Genomic DNA, 22,585 nt, shown 5'->3' with positions numbered 1-22,585 from the left:
CAAGACGGCTTCATCTTTAAATGCCTGCGGATAACTCTTATGTGATTTTTTTAAACTCATATAGACCTCTTAATTTATTGACCATACTGTCTCAAAATTAAGTGTCCGATGGGATTAGACCAGAACATTCTCGCGCATCCATGCACTTCACGACATTCAGGCATCCTGCCTATCAGATGCCGAGATAGCGTCAGTCGAATCAGGGACGAGCGTCTGACGCGATAGCATAAGAACGCTAATTGCCCAAGGGGCTTTCAACTCCGTTGGGGGCGTCATGGCTGATTGTTTATAAATAGGAAGGAGGATAGGACGAGCAGTCCTCCTTGGTCGACTTTTGATTAAAACATCAGGGGGTGAAGCCCCACGACGTTGACTTTGACTTTGATTAAATAATTCAAACAAGAGTTGGGACAAAATCCCGCTTGCCAAAAACCTACACGAGATTACGAATTTCAACAGATAGATCAGCAGCGGAGTTCTGCCCCAAACCCCCTTCTCGATGAGAATAACTTTAGGTAGCGGCGGATCGCGGTTAGAATACTCACCCTGTTTTTCTTGGTTACTTTTTCGGAAACAATAATGTCCCATTCAGCGCTTAATTCTTTTGATGATTTTTACCAGCTTTTGGCTGACAGCTTGGCGAAGAATAGTCTGATGAAACTATTGTTGAGTAAGTACCGAGGGGCAGATAAAAGCCTGCAGCGCATTACGATTCGGCCGATTAGTTTGCAAAATGAGCCTGTGCTGTCGTTTGTGTATCAACACCAGACGAATCACATCACTAAAAACCTGAGTTATGACGAAGGCTTAGCTAGCATAAAACTGTTACTCGGTAACGATTTTAAGAGTGCCCACTTAGCTACGGCAGAGGCAGAAGTTCAGCTTGAGATCAGCAAAAAAGGCAAAGTCCAAATCAACACACATAACGTTAAACAAACCGTAGCTGCGCCGTTAGAACATGACCGTGAGAAAAAGCGTTTTGTGGATATCGAACGTCCCTTCCTCACACAGCTCGGGGTGACGGACAGCCAACATAATCTTATCCCTGCGATGTCGCGTAAATGGAAGCAAATCAATAAATTTATTGAGGTTTTCAGCCAAGCACTCGAAGCGTCCCCCCACAAGAATGACCAACCGATCAATGTGGTCGATTTTGGCTCAGGCAAAGGCTATCTCACCTTTGCAATCCATGATTACCTGCGCCACAGCCTTCACAATGATGCGCAGGTGACTGGGGTGGAATTACGCCAAGCCTTGGCCGATTTGTGCAATGAAACGGCGGCAACGCTAGACCATCAAGGATTATCATTTGTCTGCGGCGATGTGAGAACCCATGCGCCTAAGCAAACCGATGTGATGATTGCGCTGCATGCCTGCGATATCGCTACTGACTATGCGATTCATTATGGTATTCGCGCCAATGCCGACATCATCATGTGTTCGCCTTGCTGCCATAAACAAATTCGCCCGCAGATGCACAGCCCTGAGTTGTTCAAACCTATGCTGCAATATGGGGTGCACATGGGCCAACAGGCTGAAATGGTGACGGATTCATTACGTGCGCTATTTTTAGAAGCCAACGGTTATGCGACTAAGGTGTTTGAATTTATCAGCCTAGAACATACCAATAAAAATAAGATGATTTTGGCGGTTAAAAAGCCACAACATAATCAGAAAGACAGCGCCGAAATCCTCGCGCAAATTGCTGACATTAAAGCCTATTACGGTATTACTGAACATTGCTTAGAAACCTTACTCGCGCAAACCCAAGCCGATTAACGGCAAGCTATTTACTGGTAAAGGATTAAAATTTTGCACTCATAACAGCCCCGTTGAAATTGAGGCAATCGTTAATTCTTTGCTGCTGAACCGCGCTGAGGGTGTCGATATCGTGGAAGGCAAACTCTGAATGTTCGTGGCTTAAATGGATTGGCAGTGGCGCGCCTTCTGCACCATCTTTTGCCACCTCAGGCCCCTCAGACAATAGCAGTTCACAACGAAAGATAAAAGCTTGGGATTGATAAGCACTGTGATAATACACGCCGCTCAAATAGTTGACCTGCACACTTAAGCCTAATTCTTCTTGGCATTCGCGCACTAAGGCCTCATGAATCGTTTCACCTGGCTCGAGTGCGCCGCCGGGCAAGCCCCAAGCAAAGTTACCGTAATTAGCCTTAAGCAACAGCACTTGTCCTTGTTGATTAGTGATCACCGCGTGGCTACTCAGTCTAAAGGTATCGTTAAAGGCCACTCAGTTATCCTTCTACAGTGTATTTAAATGCCGTGTATTTAAGTACGTGCAGGTAAGCTCGGAGCATTTATGTTTGATATACATTTGAAATATCAAACAAAATCACTTCGCCGCAAACGTATTACAACTGGCGAGATTACCCGAATCAAACCCTGTCTTAAACCATTTCACCCGCTGCGCCGAACTGCCATGGGTAAAAGCATCGGGCTGTACGGCGCGACCCGCCATCTTTTGCAGACGATCGTCACCCACTGCACTGGCGGCGGCAATGCCTTCCGCTAAATCGCCCGCTTCAAGTAAGTTAAGTTGTTGATTGACATAATGCCCCCAAATCCCTGCGTAGCAATCAGCCTGCAATTCAAGTGCGACACTCAATTGATTCGCCTGCACTTTACTTGCACCTTGCTGGGCTTGGCGCACCTTAGCGTTAGTGCCCAGCAGATTTTGCACATGGTGGCCTACCTCGTGGGCAATCACATAGGCAAAGGCAAAATCACCGGGGGCGCCTAAGGTTTTAAGCTCATCAAGAAAACTCAAATCGATATAAACCTTGCTATCGGCGGGGCAATAGAAAGGCCCAGACTGCGCCTGTCCCATACCGCAGCCTGTAGAGGTCATATTGCGATAAAGCACTAACTTGGGCTCTTTATACTGTCCTTTTAATAATTGACCCCAAACCGTTTCGGTGGTGCCTAAAATGGCCGCGACAAACTGGGAATTTTCATCTTGGGCAGCGGTTGTTGAGGCTGATTGCGCTTGGCTTAAATTGGATTGAGTGCTCGGGTTAAGTGACAGGTCGCCAGTAAAATATTGAAAGGCAAAATAAATGCTACCAATAAGTAGCACCACTCGGCCGATTTTAGTTCTTAATAAAAAAGGCAAAAAACGCATTAACAAGGCAATGGGCATACCCGCCGACGCCATTTGCTGGCCGCGCCTATCTTCAACATTGGAGCTTCTTTCAGTATCACGCCAGCGCATAGCACTCCTTACTCTCGTTACTTATTAAACAGTTAATGGCACCGTTAGTTAAATCACTCTTTAAACCGCTTATATATTGCCTTCAAGCACTTATCACGGACGATCGCATTATGTCGCTGCTGTATGGTGCGTGAATGCGGCTTTAGTGAATGTAAAATAACACACCTTGCACATCTGCAACGAGCATATTGCCAGTGATACGTTTTAGCCAAGCGATATCAAGCTTATTCACTCTTAATGTTGACATAAACTAGGCTAAGACCAACACTCAATGATGAATGTTTATATGAATAACTGACCACACAACAGTGGCTTAAATAGAGATCCCCTAGTCACTACCGTAAAGCCCTATCGTTAATATAAGGAATGCCCTTGAATACGCTATTAATTGGAAAAGGTGAGCAGCAAGCTCACTTAAATCTTAAGTATGCCAATCGTCATGGGTTAATTGCTGGGGCGACAGGAACAGGCAAAACCGTGTCATTGATGAGCATAGCCGAAGGCTTTTCGCGCCAAGGTGTGCCAGTATTTATCACCGATGTTAAAGGCGATATCTCCGGCCTTGCGATGGCGGGCACTGCCAATGAAAAGCTGTTACAAAGAGTGGCTCAAATTGGTATTGAGGGCTATCAAAACGAAGCCAACCCTGTGGTGCTATGGGATTTAGCGGGTATTCAGGGCCACCCACTACGCACGACCATCAGCGAAATGGGCCCGACCTTACTAGGCCGAATCCTCGAACTTAATAATACCCAAAGCAGCATCCTAGATATCGTGTTTCAACTGGCGGACGACCAAGGATTATTACTGCTCGATTTAGACGACCTACGTGCTATGTTGGCCTTAGTTGCCGAAGAACGTAAAGAGATCTCCGCCAAATATGGCCTGATTAGCGCCCAATCTCTCGCGGCGATTCAGCGCTCGGTACTGGGGCTAGAGCGCGATGGTGGCAAAGACTTTTTTGGTGAACCCGCGCTGCAACTTGAAGATTTAATGCGGACCAATTTACAGGGGCGCGGCATCATTAATTTGTTAGCGGCGAATAAATTAATTTTAACACCTCGTTTATATTCGAGTTTTTTACTCTGGCTCCTTTCTGAGTTATTTGAAAACCTACCCGAAGTCGGCGATCCCGAAAAACCTAAACTGGTATTTTTTATCGATGAGGCGCATTTACTGTTTGAGGGCTGTCCACCGAGTTTATTAAAACGCGTTGAGCAAATTATGCGGCTTATACGCTCAAAGGGCGTAGGCGTTTATTTTTGTTCGCAATTTCCTGACGATATCCCGAGCGAAATTCTCGGACAATTAGGTAATCGCATTCAGCACGCTTTAAGAGCCTATACTCCTCGGGATCAAAAGGCAGTTAAAACGGCGGCCGAAACCTTTGTACCCAATCCAAAATTGGTTGTGAGTGAGGTGATATCTCAACTCGCGGTAGGCGAAGCGCTAGTATCTATGCTCGCAGATAAAGGCGTACCAACTATGGTTGAACGCGCACTCATCGCACCGCCGCGTTGCCGCATGGGCCCAGCCACAAATGAAGAACTACAACAAGTACGCGCCCAGAGTCCGATTGGTGGCAAATACGATAACGCCATCAACCGCGAATCGGCCTACGAATTACTCAACCAAAGACGATCAGGTAACGCCACCAGCAATACTACTGCGACAGCAAATGACGCTCAAACGGGCCAAAAAACAGAGGACCAAGGTTGGTTCAGTGAACTGATTTTTGGTAATAAACGCCGCCAAGGTTTAGCGCAAACGCTATCAAAACAAGCGGCACGAACGGTTGGCAGTCAATTAGGTAAACAAATCTTACGCGGTATCTTGGGCAGTATTTTAGGTAAATCCAGCCGCCGATAAACAGATTTTAACGCTAATAATAACCACCTAAAGAGATAAATCATGCACGGGTATAACTTGATACATAAATAGCCAACATTGATAAACGCAAGCGCACAGCGTTATAGATCGCATATTTCTTATACAAGTTAGCGCTACCATTAGCGTTAATTATTCTAAGCGATGAATGGATCAAGATGCGGAATTCAGTGATAAGATTATTTTGCTGTAATCGCTCATTGAGGCAAATAGTTCACAGATAATTATCAATGATTTTAAATGTTTGTAATTTTTAAATCTGGTCATTCGACATAAAGAATTTCGCTTCAATCAGGACATCATGGAATAGGTTCAATTGAGTACGGCTTACATGATTAGCCTGATGAATAACCACAGAGTACATGGAGTTTTATATGAGTAAAGAGCAAAAAAACCGTAAAGAATCGAAGAAACAGCCACTCCTGTCTGCTAAAGAAAAAAAGGCAGCAAAACACGCTAAAAATGTGACTAAAGGTTTCTTAGATAACACTAAATAGTGTCCTGTTATTTTTGATATTTTTCTCAAGTAACACAAATAGGGTTAACCTCAGGTTAGCCCTTTTTATTAGCTCATTTTATGAGTTAATTTTATGAGCCACACATAATCCACGCGCTCATCCCTCTCCCAATGGTTTGCATCACAACGGTAAGAACCCTCCGTTTAATCTCGTAAAAGTATCAGTATCGACCATAGGCTAATTGACCTTTGCCAAAATTTATGAGGTTATACTTAGCAGGCCGTGATATTCCGAGCTTGAAAGACCCTATATAACATTATAAAAAATAAGGATATTTCATCATGAAAATCAATAAAAAATGGGTAGCCGCCGGCGCCGCAGTGACATTCACCCTCAGTGCAGCAGCTATGGCCGCCGCCCCCGCTTTTATCAATATTCTTACTGGTGGCACCAGTGGCGTGTATTACCCGATTGGCGTTGCCTTATCGCAACTCTATGACACAGGTATTGAAGGCTCTAAAACCTCAGTTCAGGCGACGAAAGCCTCGGTAGAAAACCTTAATTTACTGCAATCTGGTCGTGGCGAATTAGCACTGGCTCTAGGTGATTCCGTTGCCGCTGCATATCAAGGCGATCTTGATGCTGGCTTTAAAAAACCACTGGATAAAATCCGTGTAATTGCAGCTGCCTACCCTAACTACATTCAAATCGTCGCCAATAAAGAATCTGGCATTAAAACCTTGGCCGATTTAAAGGGTAAACGTATCTCCGTCGGCGCACCTAAATCGGGGACTGAACTCAATGCCAGATCGATTTTTAAGGCGGCAGGTTTAAGCTACGAAGACATGGGTAAAGTCGAGTTTTTACCCTATGCCGAATCTGTTGAGTTAATCAAAAACCGTCAGTTAGACGCAACATTGCAATCGTCTGGCTTAGGTATGGCGGCTATTCGTGATTTAGCGGCGACTATGGCAATCAATTTTGTTGAAATTCCTCAAGAGGTTATCGCGAAGATCAATAATCCTGCCTATCAACACGGCGTGATCCCCGCTTCAACCTATGAAGGCCAAACCACTGATGTCTCTACCGTAGCGATTCAAAACTTGCTGGTGACTCAGAGCAGCGTATCAGATGATTTAGCTTATCAAATGACCAAGCTGATGTTCGAACACTTAGATCGCCTCGGTAACGCGCACTCAGCCGCTAAAGCCATTAGCTTAGACAACGCGACAAAAAATCTGCCGATACCACTACATCCAGGTGCAGAGCGTTATTACAAAGAAGTGGGTGCACTGTAAGTTTGCTTAACGTTAAATGAGTGCACAAATTCCCAAACCAAGCGATTAAGATGCCGTTGATTAACGGCATCTTATTTTCGCCTCTGTAGTCTAATGCTGTGAGGCATAATATGAGTGATCCCCAACAAGGTCTCAGCGCAAATACCGGCGACTGGCCCAAAGCGCTGTTTTATACCGCTTTAGTTTTTTCTATTTTTCAGATTATTACCGCTGCTTTCCATCCCGTTTCGACTCAAGTGCTACGTGCCACCCACGTGGGGTTTTTACTATTAGTGGTTTTTTTGAGTTATCCCGCTAGAGGCAAATCTCAGCCTTGGCAGCCACTCGCTTGGCTACTCGGTTTAGCAGGTATGGCTACTGCAGCTTATCAGTGGTATTTCGAAGCTGACTTAATTCAACGCTCTGGTGATTTGACCGATTCCGACATGGTGATTGGTATCATACTGATCGTATTAGTGTTTGAAGCTGCAAGACGGGTGATGGGTTGGGCGCTCCCTATAATCTGTAGCATCTTTTTAGTCTATGGTTTATTTGGCCAATACCTACCCGGTGAATTAATGCATCGCGGTTATGGGTTTGATCAAATAATCAACCAGTTAGCCTTTGGCACTGAAGGGTTATACGGCACCCCAACCTATGTATCGGCGACGTATATTTTCTTATTTATTCTTTTCGGCTCCTTTTTAGAGCAAGCCGGAATGATCCGTTTATTCACCGACTTTGCCATGGGATTGTTCGGCCACAAACTCGGCGGCCCAGCGAAAGTTGCAGTGGTATCGTCAGCACTGATGGGAACCATTACCGGCTCAGGCGTTGCCAACGTAGTCACAACGGGGCAATTTACTATTCCATTGATGAAACGATTTGGCTATCGTTCGGCCTTTGCAGGTGGCGTGGAAGCAACATCGAGTATGGGCAGCCAGATCATGCCGCCAATTATGGGCGCGGTGGCCTTTATCATGGCCGAAACCATTAACGTACCCTTTATCGAAATTGCCAAAGCGGCGTTAATCCCCGCACTGCTTTATTTCTGCTCAGTATTTTGGATGGTGCACTTAGAAGCTAAACGCGCCAATCTCTGTGGCTTACCCAAAGATCAATGTCCTAATCCTTGGGCGGCGATTAAAGAACGCTGGTATCTACTGATCCCCTTATTTATTTTGGTTTACTTACTGTTTTCGGGCAGAACCCCCCTGTTCTCTGGCATGGTGGGTTTAGCACTGACATCGATAGTGATTTTAGGCTCAGCCATTGTGCTGCGGCTTTCATCAATGGCGATGCGTATCGCCTTTTGGATCGCCCTTGGGGTGTTGTGCGCTGGCTTTTTCCAACTCGGTATTGGGGTGGTATTTGGGGTTATTGCGCTATTAGTCGCAATTTGTTGGTTTATTCAAGGCGGTAAAGAAACACTCACCATTTGTCTACATGCGCTGGTAGAAGGCGCCCGTCATGCCGTGCCAGTCGGTATTGCTTGTGCTTTAGTGGGCGTGATTATCGGTATCGTTTCCCTCACGGGGATTGCTTCAACTTTCGCGAGTTATATTTTGGCGGTAGGTCAAGATAACCTGTTCTTATCACTAGTGTTAACTATGGTCACTTGCCTAGTGCTTGGTATGGGGATCCCCACCATTCCCAACTACATTATTACCAGCTCAATTGCAGCGCCCGCATTACTTGACTTAGGTGTGCCGCTGATTGTGTCGCATATGTTTGTGTTCTACTTTGGCATTATGGCCGATCTCACGCCGCCCGTTGCGCTAGCTTGTTTTGCTGCGGCGCCGATTGCAAGGGAGTCTGGGCTTAAGATCAGTTTATGGGCGATTCGTATCGCCATTGCAGGTTTTGTGATCCCCTTTATGGCGGTTTACGATCCAGCATTGATGCTGCAGGGTGACAGCTGGTTGGCCACGGGCTTTGTTGTGCTTAAGGCGACTGTCGCTATCGGCATTTGGGGCGTGATTTTTACTGGATACTTACTGCAAAACCTCTATTGGTGGGAACGCGTTATCGGCTTCCTTGCGGGGGCAAGTTTGATTCTCGCTACGCCATTAAGCGATGAAATCGGCTTTGGACTCGCGCTGTTGTTTATCGTGCAACACAGCTTACGCGCGCGCAAACTCAAACGTCTCGCAGAGCAAGGATAAACTCTTGAGATTATTGGTCGTTAATCAGTCTTTGAAGGTAAACCCATGCTAGGCCTGTGTTTAGGCCTAGCGGGCACACTGTGGGTCCAAGTGCCCACAGACAACTTCACCTTGGCATGGAACCACAGCATAGAAAAAATCCGCTGGGAAGAGGACTATAACGTCACATCACAGGGTTTAGTGTTGGTCGAAGCGAGAGTTAAAGGCACTGGCGCGGGGATGGAAATAACCGACGATGCTTATTTTAAAGATGGCAGCTGGCATTATCAGCCCAAGCTACCCACTTTGCCCATATTACGTTTAGGTCGCACGCCCGAAGCAGGAGATTTTGAACTTTGCTTCAATCAAATCTCAGAAAAAGTACAATGCCACGCCATGAGTCATTGGATTGGCCCGCCGAACAAACACATCGCGGCCGTTGAAGTTTGGGGCTGTGACAATCAAGCGATGACAATCGAATAGCACATCAATAATCAATAGATGCTATCCATGCCGCCCTCAATAATAAGTGGATTAAGTTCTGGTGATTAAAGTCGCATCATCTATTTTGTATAGAAAAACAATATCCATGTTTTCCTTGGTGTTTCACGCGATACATGGCGGCATCAGCGCGATCGCAGCTTTCAGCAAAGCTATCACCCACGCCAAAAATATCGATACCGATACTCAGGCCTATCTTTACTTCACAGTCTTCTAGTATAAAAGCCTGTCGATAAACATCGAGTAAAGATTGTGCCAGCGCTTCTAATACTTCCACTTCAGATGTAGGCATTAATATCACGAACTCGTCGCCGCCTAATCTGGCAATATGTGCCAATTCGCCGGCATGGAACACAAGGGTATCGGCAATATGCATCAGCAAAGTATCACCAAACTTATGGCCGTAGTGATCGTTTAATGCTTTAAAACCATCAAGATCAATAAAGAACAATCCACCGTGTTCCACGGATTGTAAACATTCATCGAATGCGTTAGAAATCGCTTGGCGATTCATAAGATTAGTCAGCGGATCGCTATGTGCTAAAAGCGCTAAATCAATTTCATAACGCTTTTCTTGAGTAATATCGATATGGCTACCCATCATTCGCAGCGGCGTACCATCGGCTAGGCGCTCAACAATACGACCACGATCAGACACCCAACTGACGCTACCGTCTTTGTGCAGCATTCTGTGTATAACTTGGTAATAATCCGCTTTACCACTCACATGGTCGTCAAAGGCTTTTATCACCCAATCTTTATCGTCAGGGTGTAATTTACTTTTCCAGCTATCAATATGTGCGGCGAGTTCTTCACGGCTAAAGCCTAATAATTCTCCCCAACGCATATTAAATATCGTTAAGTTTCCACTGGGGATATGCTGCTCCCACAGGCACAAGCCATTGCCATCAAGCGCGGCAAAAAGTTTTTCTTCGGCGCGACGATTCAATGCCGTTAAAGTTGCGTTCTCACGTTTTAGCTGAGCAATTTCAGCTTGTAGTTGCGCAATTAATTCTGCCGCGTTTTCTGCTGAGTTATCCGAAGCCACTAGAAACCTCTTTCCTTAAGATGGAGGATTTTAAATCAGTGAAAAATACTCGTTACCAAAGTAACATTTTAACCTGATCCAACTGCCACACTCACGCTTATCCAGCGTAATCCATAACGACTTGTATTACTCGTCGCGAGTCAGTACTTCTAACAACTCTATTTCAAAAGTGAGATCTGAGTGTGGTGCGATATGCACTCCAATTTGACGTTCACCATAAGCTAAATGAGCTGGGACCAGCAATTTACGCTTGCCACCGACTTTCATGCCCATAATACCTTGATCCCAGCCTTTGATCACACGACCAGTGCCAATTACACATTGAAATGCCTGACCACGATCATAGGATGAATCGAATTGAGTGCCATCTTGCAAGAAACCGCGATATTGAGTGGTAATAAGCGCGCCTTTAACGGCTTCCTTACCTTCACCGATACTGAGGTCAATAACTTCTAATTCAGTCATTTATTTGATCTCTTTATGAATCGCACTTAATACATTTGCGATATGACATGTTGTGCAGAATTGTATCACCTGCATCAAAGCTTGTCGGTGTTATCAATACATTTTTACAATGAATCTAAACTCAAGACGCCCCTTTAAATAACGTTTAAACAACCCAATATCTTCTTAAATCCCGTTATTGGAGTTTTACCATGATTATTGCCTGCCCACATTGCGATACGCTAAACCGGGTTCCCGATGAACGTTTAAAGCAGCAGCCCACATGCGGTAAATGTAAACTCAGTGTATTTACGCCAGCGCCGATTGAACTCACGAGTGCAAACTTTGCTAACCACGCCAATAAGTCTGAGTTACCACTTGTGGTCGACTTTTGGGCCAGCTGGTGTGGTCCCTGTAAAAGTTTTGCCCCTATATTTAATGAAGCGGCTAAAACTTGGGAGCATCAATTCCGCTTTGGTAAACTCAATACCGAAGAGCAACAAGCACTGGCTGCTCAATTTAATATTCGGTCGATTCCGACATTAATGATTTTTAAACAAGGACAGTTACTCGCGCAACAAGCGGGGGCTTTACCTAAATCGGCTTTCGATCAATGGTTAAAGAATTATTGTTAACGGCTGTGCTTGTATCCTATCTCTATAAAAAGTACCCCTCGCGGGGTACTTTTTAGGAGCGCACAATAAATAAGCGTATAAATAGGTAAGTTTAGATATCCCAAAACACATGAGCAATAATGCTCAACACTATCATGCTGATAGTATTGATAATCATACCAACTCGAACCATTTCAGACTGCTTAATATAGCCAGAGCCATAAACAATTGCATTGGGCGGCGTTGCCACTGGCAGCATAAAGGCACAGGATGCCGCTAAGCCTATCATCACAGATAACATCACTGGCGACACACCCAATGCTTCGGCAATGGCGGCAAACACAGGCACTAACAACGCGGCGCTGGCGGTGTTACTGGCAAACTCGGTTAGCATTACGACAAACGCAATCACAGCAAACACAAATAACGACATATGTGTACTGCCAAAAATGTCTGTCATAAAGTGAGCTAAAAATACGCTCGTGCCGGTGCTTTTTAAGATAGCGCTTAAAGTTAAGCCACCGCCAAACAAGATCAATACGCCCCAGTCAGTGGTCGATTCAATTTTCTTCCAACCGACTAAACCTAGGCCGGCCAATACCACCACAGCGCTTAGCGCGACCACGGTATCAAACTGAGAAATGCCACCTAAAGCCTCCGCTAGCGGTACACTAAATATCCAACAACACACTGTGATAAAAAATATCATCAAGGTTAATTTACCTTGATTAGTCAATGTGTTGCTTTCTCGCTTAATCTCAATCTTGGCGGACAGGTCCGGCTTAAAATACCAATATAAGGCTAGCCACATTAGCGGCAGCATCACAATAACGGTTGGGATCCCAAACTTAAGCCAATCACTAAATGTTAGGCCTACTTGCGCAGCTGCAATCGCATTAGGCGGGCTACCGACGAGAGTGCCCATGCCGCCAATATTGGCAGAGTAAGCAATCCCCAGCAGTAAAAACACATAGGTTCTGTGGTATTTATCTTTATCTAGTTGCAACAAAATACCTAAAGCCAGCGGTAACATCATGGCTGCAGTCGCCGTATTGCTTATCCACATAGACAACAGCGCGGTGACGCCAAACAACATAAAGCAGGCAACGCTTAATCTGCCTTTGGAGGCCACCAACAGCTTTTGCGCAATTAAGGTATCAATCTTTTGATGGTGCAAAGCCGCCGCCAGTACAAAGCCACCAAAAAAGAGATAAATGACCGGATTAGCAAAATTACTCATCGCTTCTTTGGTTTCAAATACGCCAAAAAATACGCCAAGAATAGGCACTAAAATCGCAGTAATACTGATGTGGATAGCTTCGGAAAGCCAAAGAATGGCTGAGAAAACCAGAATCGCTAATCCGGTGTTCACTCCTTGATCGAAGGGCAAGCCATAATGCAGTGCAAATAACAGCACAATATCCGCCGCGAGGATCAGCATTTTTTTCTTATCGATTTCATCACTGGTAGGGGATTTATTAGGGGGAACTGTACTTGAATGTGTTACAGACATGGTTACAACCTTAATACCATTTAATTTTGGTGCAAATTTAGGGCATAGATCACACCGAGCAAAGTGCTTTATTTTGTGCTTTTACTACAGAGCAACGACGCTCTTTACTGCTGTAGTGCACATAAACTCACAATTAGCTGCTTAGTTTACCTATTTTCGGTCTAAAGTTATGTTTTTAACTTTCAAACGAATAAAGATCGAGCAAAACCAGACTAAACCTGTAATAGAATGACTGTTTAAAATTGTGAACTCGATCTAATTTCAATCTTCACCAAAGTGATAATGACCAAGTTAAGCTTTAATCAAACGCTTGTTGCTGGCAGTCTACGCAAGCAGCATGTATTTTGTTCACGTCTAAGCCGATAAGCTAAAGCACCAGCCACGTTACAGTTACGCTTCAAAATACACACATTTAAAACGCAATATCCCTCTGAAAAACAAACACAAATATTATTCACCGATACAGTCAATCTAACTCACTTTACCCTGTTCTAAATTAGTCCTAGAGTCGCGCCCCTAAGCATATTTCGCTTTATTTTTATCCGTTTTAGGGCATACAGTGGAAAACATCGCGTTAAGTCAGTCTACTCAAAAAACCAGCATATTCGTCCCCGTCGTTGGCTTAAGTTTATTTGCATTGGCATCTGGTTATTTAATGAGTTTGATCCCGTTATCGCTCACTTTTTTTGAACTCAATACCTCACTCGCACCTTTGCTGGCGAGTATTTTTTATTTTGGCCTACTACTTGGTGCACCTTGTATCGCATCTATCGTGACGCGTATCGGTCACAGTAAAGCCTTTATCCTTTTTTTGAATATCCTGCTTTGCAGCGTTGTCGCTATGATATTAGTGCCACAAAGTTGGATGTGGTTACTGTCACGGTTTGTCGCAGGATTTGCCGTCGCAGGGGTCTTTGTCGTAGTTGAATCATGGCTATTAATGGCCGATACCCAAAAGCAACGCGCTAAGCGGCTTGGGCTTTACATGACAGCGCTTTATGGCGGTACTGCCATAGGACAATTAGCCATAGATTATTTAGGCACAAAGGGCAATCTACCTTACCTAGTGGTCATGGGATTATTAGCCGCGGCATGTTTACCTGCGTTATTGGTAAAACGCGGTCAACCTCAGGTAAGCGAACAACAGTCAATGTCATTGTCTGCACTAAAAAACCTAAGTCAGCCTGCCATTATGGGATGTTTAGTCTCTGGATTATTGCTCGGCCCTATCTATGGGTTACTACCCATTTATGTGGCACTGGATATGGGGCTTGATCAGCAAACAGGACAATTTATGGCCCTCATCATAGTGGGTGGCATGCTAGTACAACCTTTAGTCAGTTATTTATCTCCTATATTTAACAAAAGTGGCTTGATAGTGAGCTTTAGCCTACTGGGCGTAGCGGCATTATTGCTACTCAGTCAGCATTCAAGTATGACGCTGATCATTGGATTTCTATTGCTTGGCGCCAGCGCTTTTGCCCTTTACCCGATTGCAATCAGCCTAGCTTGTGACAGCTTGCCTGCTAGCCAAATGGTTTCAGTGGCGCAAGTGATGCTGCTGAGCTATTCGGTGGGATCAGTGATAGGGCCATTAGTGGCCAGCAGCTTTGGCCAAACGGAGTTCGGCTTACTCATTTATTTAGGCATATGCTGTATTCTGAGCAGTATTTACATTTTTGCTCAATTGCTTATTAACACTAAGCCCAGTTTTTCTTCGCCTTAAAAGCCCCCATAAAACACCTGGCACTCCTACTTAATAGACAGCGACTTAATAGGTAGGCACTTAATAGGTAGGCACTCAATAAGCCGCTACTTAATGAACGGCATGTTCATCGAGTGGCTCAAATAGAAACACCTGCGCTAAAATCAACACAAAAAGAGCTGTAAGATGATTCTCAAAGGTCATTAGTTAGAAAGCATAATAAAATCAACGAGTTAATTTTTAACATTTTACTGAGCAGTTGCTTCTCCTCCCTAAGTCGCGATAATGCAGCTTACTTAAACACCTGTGCTAATTGTTTTTCCTGAGATTTCACTATGCGCCTCGATAAATTCCTCTGTAAAAGCACAGATCTTGATCGTGATGCCGCAAGTGTCGCCATTCTTAGCGGCTCAGTCACAGTCAATGCCGTTATCGCGACAGACTGCGCGATGCAAGTGCATGAAAATAATGCCATCTACCTGAATGGAAAGCCGCTAGCGCCACGTCCATCCCGCTATTTCATGTTGCACAAACCCGCCGATACCTTGTGTTCGAATGTAGATGGCGCCTACCCTTCGCTGTTTCATCTGCTCGATATTGAGCGTGCATTTGACCTGCACATCGTTGGTCGCTTAGATGCCGATACCACGGGCTTAGTGCTACTCACAGACGATGGCCGCTGGTCATTTAATATTATCTCGCCTCAATATCAGTGCAAAAAAGTCTACCGTGTACAACTGCGAGATCCACTCGACAGCGAAGCGACTGCAGCCATAGCCGCAACGTTTGCCGCTGGGCTGCAATTACAGGGCGAAACTGCCCTCACTCTACCGGCAACACTGCAGCAAGTGGATGACAAAACCGTGCTACTCACGCTCACCGAAGGCAAGTTTCATCAAGTCAAAAGGATGTTTGCCGCCGTGGGCAATAAAGTGGTTGCTCTGCATAGGGCACAAATTGGCGCAGTTATCTTAGATGTGGACATTGGAGAATGGCGCGAGTTAACCTTAGCCGAGATAGCCTCCTTCACAGCCTAAGCTGTTATAGCAGAACAATTTCCAGCGCTATTCATGCATCATGCCTACAAAGTTATACCTACACGCTGCCTTGAATTGGGAACTGAATCCCATCACTAAGGCGCTGCGAATACATCACAGATCTTGCCACATCTCTAGTTATCGAATTGTTGCCACCAATTCACCATTCAGTTACATTGCTTTTTAAAACACAGCTCACTTAGCCGCCTAGTTGAAGGCTAATCGAGCACCACTCCTGACTCACGGTTTATCGATACTGTTACCAGCAAAGGAAGCTAAATGATTAAAAATGAACTCAATCTACCGAGCTCAATCAGCCTCAGCAAGATTATTCCCATCGTTATTCTGTTAATCCTCTTTATCTCTTTATTTGGCAGTTGGTATACGGTTGACCAAGGTGAACGTGGCGTACTGCTGCGCAACGGTAAAGTTATCGGAACTGCAGAACCTGGGCTCGGGTTTAAAATCCCACTGATAGACACTGTGGTGAAGATTTCTACCCAAACGCACACTACCAGTTATACCTCACTGCAAGCCTATAGCCGCGATCAACAACCTGCGACGCTTAACGCATCGGTGACTTTTAGCGTACCGCCAGACCGCGTCGAAGAAGTGTATGCTAACTTCAAAAGTATCGATGCCATGGTCACGCGCCTGCTCGACAGACAAGTGCCAACTCAAGTCGAAAACATCTTCGGTAAATACACGGCGATTTCAGTCGTACAAGAGCGGATCAAGTTCGGTATTGATGTGACCAGCGCGATCACTAACTCGATCAAAGGTCCGGTGGAAATCAACTCAGTGCAGATTGAGAATATCGACTTTTCCAACGCCTATGAAAAATCCGTCGAAGACAGAATGCGCGCCGAAGTCGAAGTACAAACTCAACTGCAGAATCTAGAAAAAGAACGCGTCAGCGCGCAAATCGCCGTCACCCAAGCGCAAGCACAGGCCGACTCGCAATTAGCCCGCGCTAAGGCTGAAGCCGAAAGTATTCGTATCAAAGGTGATGCAGAAGCCTCTGCGATTAAGAGCCGCGCCGAAGCGCTGGCACAAAATCAAAACTTAGTTGAATTAACCAAAGCGGAAAAGTGGGACGGCAAACTACCGACAACCATGCTGCCGACAGGCACCCTGCCCTTTATCGATGTAAAAAAAGGCAACTAAGTTTAGGTTTAGCCCGAGCAAAAAAATCAATCGACAATGAAAAATCCCAGTGTTAGCCCTAACACTGGGATTTTTATTTACTCGATAATTTAGCGGAATATGAATCGATTAAGAGCAACAATCGTTACGGCGGATCCAGCTTCGAGGAATTTTTTCAAACACAACTTTTGCCATGAGTAACGCCAGTACTATGCCAGAGGTTGCCACTAACCACTGAGGTAGCATTTGGTGCTGCTCACCAATCTGTGGCATCACCACAAAGCCAAAGCTATCCACCAGATAATTGACCAATATGCCCGCGACTAAGGCCACGCCGATCACGCCGCCCAAGTATCCCCACAACGCACGCTTACCTAACTCTTTAGCCACCACACCTAAGGTTGCGATATTAGTCGCAGGACCCGCCATCATAAACACTAAGACGGCGCCCGGTGACACACCCGCCAACAATAGTCCGGCAGCAATCGGTGTCGAGGCCGTCGCGCAGATATACATAGGCACAGAGACCAACACCATCACTAACATGGCTAAGATACCGTCGCCCCATTGCGCTAAAAAGTCTGCAGGGACATAGGTTTGTACCAGTGCTGCGAAGAATAAACCCACCAGCAGCCACAAGGTAGTGTCACGCACTAAATCCGTTGCCGCATATTTAAGACCAATACCAACGCGACTTAAGACGGATTGCGACTTTAACTCAGTCGCCATATCTTGGGTCGAAGCGCAGCAGCTATCCGCTTCAGCTTGGGTTTGAGAATCATGGGCATGGGCACTGTGATCATGTGTTCCAGACTCGGCTGTGTTTGAAGTGCCGCAACAGGCGCCCTTTTTTACCACAACAATTTTTTTAGAGATAGCAGGTACAGATTCAGCTGTGTTACTGGCGCAGCAGGAAACTGTTTTCTCAGCTTTTATCACACCGACGTTCGCAACACTGCCGCCATGAGCCGTCATTAAGCTCGGCGCGGTGGTCATTAAGCTAGACGTTGCAGCCACAGGCGTCATTTTGATCGCACTCTTAGGCTCAGTCTTCTGCTCACTATGACTTTCAGTGCTGCAGCAGGATGCAGCCGCTTTAACAGGCGCTAAAGGCTGATCCTTAGTCGGTGAGCAGCAGCTTTGAACCGGTTCAGCTTTAATCGCTTGGGACTGTGTCGCCGTTTTCGACGCACAGCAAGCCGCCACGGGTGCGTCGCTAGCTGACTTAGACTCTGATTTAACCGCAGGCTTGCCATCGTCGTCATCGCGGCCAACGAGTAAGCCCGCCACTATCGCACTAGTAATGGCAGCTATGGGTCTGACTATCGCCATAAAGGGGCCAAGTAACACATAAGAAACCGCGATGGAATCGACGCCTGTTTCTGGAGTCGACACTAAAAAGGAGGTAGTGGCCGCTTTAGAGGCTCCTGAACGACGTAACCCTACCGCCGCAGGAATCACGCCACAAGAACACAAAGGCAACGGTGCACCGAGCAGCGCCGCCTTCACCACAGTTTTAAAACCGTGACCACCGAGCTGCTTTTGCATCCACACCATTGGTACGAATACTTTTAATAGCCCAGCCAGGATCAGGCCTAATAACAGCCAAGGCGCCGAGTCTAAAAACAGATCAATAAAATTCTTCAGTAACATAATTAATTCCCTGACTCATCATGGATTGTTTTGCCGTGAGTATGCTGGTGCGACTCATTTTGATGTTCTTTGTGCTGATTTCCATCGTGAGAATGATGCTCAACACGTACCCGCTCAGTACTGGATTCCAACGCCTCTAAAATCGAGCAATGTTCGGCGCTGCGCGGCCCGCCACAACAGGCATCAGACAAGCTTTGTAAACTGGTCTGAAAATGCGTTAACTCCGCCATTTTGGCCTGCACTTGTGCTAATTTAATATCCACCATACCCTTTACATCGGCGCAGACTCGGTTAGATTTATCAAGTTCAATAGAGAGTAAGTCGCTGATTTCATTGAGAGTAAAGCCCACAGCTTTCGCCCGTAAAATAAAGCGTAATCGCGCAGCATCGTCCTGGGTATATACCCGATAACCAGACTCAGTACGGCTCGATGGCGTAAGTAAGCCGTGCTTCTCGTAGAATCTTAACGTGTCGGCTTTCACTTCACACAAATCTGCCAATTCACCAATACGGTACATGTTTTCATCCTTTGCGAAATACTCCGTAGTTTAAGGAATATTTCTAGCACAACACTCAATGTAAGTAAGTATAAACCTTGGAGCCTACTCCAAGGTCAAGAGGTAATTTTAACGTTACTGAAAGCCAACACGGCAATGCCGCTTTGTTCTGATATGAATATTGTGAAATCACGCAGAAAAAACACCCGTAAATCGAGTTTTACGCTAGAATACGCGCGCTGTGACGAAGGGATAAAAAGTTAGCTAATAAAGTAAAAATAGGACCAAGGGACTTTTGGAAAGCAGTACAGCGTTAAGGCTGTTCTGTTTTCCGAAAGATCCTTGAAACTAAAATAACTGGACCCTGTACCCAAATGACTGCTGCAAATAATGCCAGACCCATTCGTCGCGCGCTGTTAAGCGTTTCAGATAAAACCGGAATTCTCGAGTTCGCCAAAGCACTTCACGCCCAAGGTGTAGAATTGTTATCAACTGGCGGCACCGCTCGCCTGTTAGCGGATAACGGCGTGCCTGTTATCGAAGTATCTGATTACACAGGACACCCTGAGATCATGGACGGTCGCGTTAAGACGCTGCACCCTAAAGTGCACGGCGGCATTTTGGCGCGCCGCGGTCTTGATGAAAGCGTGATGGCCGATAACAATATCAATGCCATCGATCTAGTTGCGGTTAACCTTTATCCCTTCGCTGAAACTGTGGCTAAAGCCGGTTGTACCTTAGAAGACGCTATCGAAAATATCGATATTGGCGGCCCAACTATGGTGCGCGCGGCGGCAAAAAACCACAAAGACGTCACCATAGTCGTTAATGCCGCCGATTACTCACGCGTACTGGCAGAAATGACGGCTAACAATGGCAGCACGACCCATGCGACGCGTTTCGACTTAGCGATTGCCGCCTTTGAGCACACTGCGGGTTACGATGGCATGATCGCCAATTACTTCGGCACTATGGTTCCAATGCATAGGGTTCCTGCGCATAGCACGGACGAATGTTTTGCTGACTCCCTATCCGTTGAGAGCTCTAAGTTCCCACGCACGTTCAACACTCAATTAGTGAAGAAGCAAGACTTACGCTATGGCGAAAACAGCCATCAAGCGGCGGCTTTCTATGTCGACACTAAAATTGATGAAGCCTCTGTGGCGACTGCAATTCAGTTGCAAGGTAAAGCCTTGTCTTACAACAACATTGCCGATACTGATTCCGCTCTTGAGTGCGTAAAAGAATTCAGTGAGCCTGCGTGTGTTATCGTCAAGCACGCTAATCCATGTGGCGTTGCATTAGGTAAAGATTTACTCGATGCCTATAACCGCGCTTATCAAACTGACCCAACGTCAGCCTTCGGTGGCATTATTGCTTTCAACGGCGAGTTAGATGCAGCGACGGCGAGTGCTATCGTTGAGCGTCAATTCGTTGAAGTGATTATCGCCCCAAGCGTCAGCCAAGCGGCGCGCGATGTGGTTGCGAAAAAGACCAACGTGCGTTTATTGGAATGTGGTCAGTGGAACACTAAGACCCAAACCTTAGACTACAAACGCGTTAACGGCGGCTTGTTAGTACAAGATCGCGACCAAGGCATGGTCGGCTTAGAAGACATCAAAGTGGTTTCTAAACGTCAACCAACTGCAAGCGAACTGAAAGACTTAATGTTCTGCTGGAAAGTGGCGAAATTCGTTAAATCTAACGCCATCGTTTATGCCAAAGACGGCATGACTATCGGTGTCGGCGCTGGCCAAATGAGCCGCGTTTACAGCGCGAAAATTGCGGGTATCAAGGCTGCTGACGAAGGTTTGGAAGTCGTAAACTCTGTAATGGCATCCGATGCTTTCTTCCCCTTCCGTGACGGTATTGATGCCGCAGCGGCTGCGGGTATTAGCTGCATCATCCAACCGGGTGGCTCAATGCGCGATGCTGAAATCATCGCAGCAGCAGACGAGCACGGCATGGCCATGGTGATGACAGGCATGCGCCACTTCCGTCATTGATAACAACTTAAATCAAACTTGGCCCTAGCGATTAGGGCCTTTTCCTTTGCGATGTGTGGGAGTTTTAACCATGAAAGTGTTAATCATTGGTGGTGGCGGCCGCGAACATGCCCTAGCTTGGAAAGCCGCTCAATCGGCTCAAGTTGATACCGTTTATGTAGCACCCGGCAATGCGGGCACAGCCCTAGAACCTAATGTTGAAAATCTGGCGATCAGCGCCACCGACATCCCTGCTCTGCTCGATTTTGCGAAAACCAATAAGATTGAACTGACCATAGTCGGCCCAGAAGCGCCGCTCGTTATCGGTGTCGTCGATGCCTTCAACGCCGCAGGTTTAGCGATTTTTGGCCCTACTAAAGCCGCAGCCCAACTCGAAGGTTCAAAAGCCTTCACTAAAGACTTTTTAGCCCGCCACAATATTCCAACGGCGGGTTATAAAAACTGCACTGAAATCAGCGATGCCAAAGCGTTTGTGCGTGAATTAACGGCCACAACGGGTTATCCAGTGGTCATCAAAGCCGACGGCTTAGCCGCGGGAAAAGGCGTGATCATCGCGTTAAATCAAGCTGAGGCCGATGCTGCAATTGATGACATGCTCGCCGGTAACAAGTTCGGTGAGGCGGGTTCACGCGTTGTGATTGAAGAATTCCTTAAAGGCGAAGAAGCTAGCTTTATCGTCATGGTCGATGGTAAAAACATTCTGCCGATGGCCACCAGCCAAGATCATAAAGCCCGTGATAACGGCGACTATGGTCCAAACACGGGCGGCATGGGCGCTTACTCGCCAGCACCTGTGGTAACCCAAGCGGTACACGATTGGACTGTGGCAAACGTCATTCGCCCGACGGTTGATGGCATGGCCGCAGAAGGCAATATCTACACAGGCTTCCTGTATGCGGGTTTGATGATCTCGCCCGATGGCAGCGCCAAAGTGCTCGAGTACAACTGCCGCTTCGGCGATCCGGAAACTCAGCCAATCATGATGCGGTTAAAGTCTGACTTAGTCGAACTCTGTTTAGCCGCCACCCGTGGCGAACTCGATAAAGTGACAGCAGAATACGACGAGCGTGCGGCCGTGGGTGTGGTATTAGCCGCAGGCGGTTATCCAGATGAGTATCGCAAATTTGATGTGATCGACGGTTTAAGCCTTGGCGATAACGACGGCAAAGTTTTCCATGCGGGCACTGAGATGAAAAACGGCCACGTCGTTACCAACGGCGGTCGCGTTCTCTGCGCCACTGCTCTGGGTAACACAGTGACCGAAGCGCAAAAAGCCGCCTATAAATTGGTTGATGAAATCCACTGGGATGATGTGTATTTCCGTACCGATATTGGTTATCGCGCAATCGCACGTGAACAGCAAGATTAACGATTAAACCTTTTAAAAAAACCGGTATTTGACCGGTTTTTTTACGCCTGTATT

At 46.2% G+C, this 22,585-nt stretch carries 19 protein-coding genes; 12 read left to right on the top strand and 7 right to left on the bottom strand.

Annotated elements, in window-relative coordinates:
* The first annotated feature begins 579 nt into the window (after positions 1-579).
* Entirely contained in the window at positions 580-1,779 is a 1,200-nt protein-coding gene (locus ACRN9H_RS08345) for a class I SAM-dependent methyltransferase (protein ID WP_432313270.1), read from the top strand.
* Between the two features lie 25 nt (positions 1,780-1,804).
* Here the strand turns inward: ACRN9H_RS08345 and ACRN9H_RS08340 are convergent, their stop codons facing one another.
* Positions 1,805-2,251, bottom strand: coding sequence for an NUDIX hydrolase (locus tag ACRN9H_RS08340; RefSeq protein ID WP_432313269.1), 447 nt, complete (start codon positions 2,249-2,251; stop codon positions 1,805-1,807).
* 102 nt (positions 2,252-2,353) lie between these two features.
* Entirely contained in the window at positions 2,354-3,232 is an 879-nt protein-coding gene (ypfJ, locus tag ACRN9H_RS08335) for a KPN_02809 family neutral zinc metallopeptidase (RefSeq protein ID WP_432313268.1), read from the bottom strand.
* A 372-nt stretch (positions 3,233-3,604) separates the two neighbouring features.
* Here ypfJ and ACRN9H_RS08330 point away from each other — a divergent pair, with 372 nt between their 5' ends.
* From ACRN9H_RS08330 to ACRN9H_RS08310, 5 genes are all read left to right on the top strand, one after another.
* The gene (locus tag ACRN9H_RS08330; protein WP_432313267.1) at positions 3,605-5,101 is read left to right on the top strand and encodes a helicase HerA-like domain-containing protein; all 1,497 of its coding nucleotides are present in this window, start codon (positions 3,605-3,607) and stop codon (positions 5,099-5,101) included.
* A gap of 392 nt (positions 5,102-5,493) precedes the next feature.
* Entirely contained in the window at positions 5,494-5,616 is a 123-nt protein-coding gene (locus ACRN9H_RS08325; protein ID WP_107885087.1) for a hypothetical protein, read from the top strand.
* 302 nt (positions 5,617-5,918) lie between these two features.
* Positions 5,919-6,875 (top strand): TAXI family TRAP transporter solute-binding subunit, encoded by a 957-nt coding sequence (locus ACRN9H_RS08320; RefSeq protein WP_432313266.1) that lies wholly within the window; start codon positions 5,919-5,921, stop codon positions 6,873-6,875.
* A 110-nt stretch (positions 6,876-6,985) separates the two neighbouring features.
* A complete protein-coding gene (locus ACRN9H_RS08315) occupies positions 6,986-9,019 on the top strand; it encodes a TRAP transporter permease (protein ID WP_432313265.1) in 2,034 nt (677 codons plus the stop codon).
* Between the two features lie 45 nt (positions 9,020-9,064).
* Complete coding sequence (locus ACRN9H_RS08310; protein ID WP_432313264.1) at positions 9,065-9,481, top strand: DUF1850 domain-containing protein; 417 nt, start codon at positions 9,065-9,067, stop codon at positions 9,479-9,481.
* A 76-nt stretch (positions 9,482-9,557) separates the two neighbouring features.
* Here ACRN9H_RS08310 and ACRN9H_RS08305 read toward each other — a convergent pair whose 3' ends face one another.
* Positions 9,558-10,547, bottom strand: coding sequence for a diguanylate cyclase domain-containing protein (locus ACRN9H_RS08305; protein ID WP_432313263.1), 990 nt, complete (start codon positions 10,545-10,547; stop codon positions 9,558-9,560).
* 126 nt (positions 10,548-10,673) lie between these two features.
* Positions 10,674-11,012, bottom strand: a complete 339-nt coding sequence (locus ACRN9H_RS08300) for an FKBP-type peptidyl-prolyl cis-trans isomerase (protein WP_432313262.1) — start codon at positions 11,010-11,012, stop codon at positions 10,674-10,676.
* Between the two features lie 191 nt (positions 11,013-11,203).
* On the opposite strand from ACRN9H_RS08300, the gene trxC reads away from it, so the two are divergent.
* Positions 11,204-11,626 (top strand): thioredoxin TrxC, encoded by a 423-nt coding sequence (trxC, locus tag ACRN9H_RS08295; protein ID WP_432313261.1) that lies wholly within the window; start codon positions 11,204-11,206, stop codon positions 11,624-11,626.
* A gap of 91 nt (positions 11,627-11,717) precedes the next feature.
* Here trxC and ACRN9H_RS08290 read toward each other — a convergent pair whose 3' ends face one another.
* Positions 11,718-13,118 (bottom strand): DASS family sodium-coupled anion symporter, encoded by a 1,401-nt coding sequence (locus ACRN9H_RS08290; protein WP_432313260.1) that lies wholly within the window; start codon positions 13,116-13,118, stop codon positions 11,718-11,720.
* A gap of 559 nt (positions 13,119-13,677) precedes the next feature.
* Here ACRN9H_RS08290 and ACRN9H_RS08285 point away from each other — a divergent pair.
* From ACRN9H_RS08285 to ACRN9H_RS08275, 3 genes are all read left to right on the top strand, one after another.
* Positions 13,678-14,844 carry an MFS transporter gene (locus ACRN9H_RS08285; RefSeq protein ID WP_432313259.1) on the top strand — a complete coding sequence of 389 codons (1,167 nt, stop codon included), beginning with the start codon at positions 13,678-13,680 and terminating at the stop codon, positions 14,842-14,844.
* A 314-nt stretch (positions 14,845-15,158) separates the two neighbouring features.
* Entirely contained in the window at positions 15,159-15,860 is a 702-nt protein-coding gene (locus ACRN9H_RS08280) for a pseudouridine synthase (RefSeq protein ID WP_432313258.1), read from the top strand.
* A gap of 279 nt (positions 15,861-16,139) precedes the next feature.
* Positions 16,140-17,027: an SPFH domain-containing protein gene (locus tag ACRN9H_RS08275; protein WP_432313257.1), complete on the top strand. Its 888-nt coding sequence runs from the start codon at positions 16,140-16,142 to the stop codon at positions 17,025-17,027.
* 108 nt (positions 17,028-17,135) lie between these two features.
* Here ACRN9H_RS08275 and ACRN9H_RS08270 read toward each other — a convergent pair whose 3' ends face one another.
* Together ACRN9H_RS08270 and zntR are read right to left on the bottom strand one after the other, a co-directional pair.
* A complete protein-coding gene (locus ACRN9H_RS08270) occupies positions 17,136-18,659 on the bottom strand; it encodes an SO_0444 family Cu/Zn efflux transporter (protein WP_432313256.1) in 1,524 nt (507 codons plus the stop codon).
* Between the two features lie 2 nt (positions 18,660-18,661).
* Positions 18,662-19,177 carry a Zn(2+)-responsive transcriptional regulator gene (gene zntR / locus ACRN9H_RS08265; protein WP_432313255.1) on the bottom strand — a complete coding sequence of 172 codons (516 nt, stop codon included), beginning with the start codon at positions 19,175-19,177 and terminating at the stop codon, positions 18,662-18,664.
* Positions 19,178-19,530: 353 nt separating this feature from the next.
* Between zntR and purH the strand changes: the two genes are divergently transcribed.
* On the top strand, positions 19,531-21,162 hold the full coding sequence (gene purH, locus ACRN9H_RS08260) for a bifunctional phosphoribosylaminoimidazolecarboxamide formyltransferase/IMP cyclohydrolase (RefSeq protein WP_432313254.1): 1,632 nt from the start codon (positions 19,531-19,533) through the stop codon (positions 21,160-21,162).
* A 70-nt stretch (positions 21,163-21,232) separates the two neighbouring features.
* Positions 21,233-22,531 carry a phosphoribosylamine--glycine ligase gene (purD, locus tag ACRN9H_RS08255; RefSeq protein ID WP_432313253.1) on the top strand — a complete coding sequence of 433 codons (1,299 nt, stop codon included), beginning with the start codon at positions 21,233-21,235 and terminating at the stop codon, positions 22,529-22,531.
* Positions 22,532-22,585: the final 54 nt, after the last annotated feature.

The organism is Shewanella sp. MF08487, from assembly GCF_050848685.1.
GTDB lineage: Bacteria > Pseudomonadota > Gammaproteobacteria > Enterobacterales > Shewanellaceae > Shewanella > Shewanella glacialipiscicola.
Note: the sequence above shows the minus strand (reverse complement) of the source record. Positions and strands in the feature narration are given on the sequence as shown.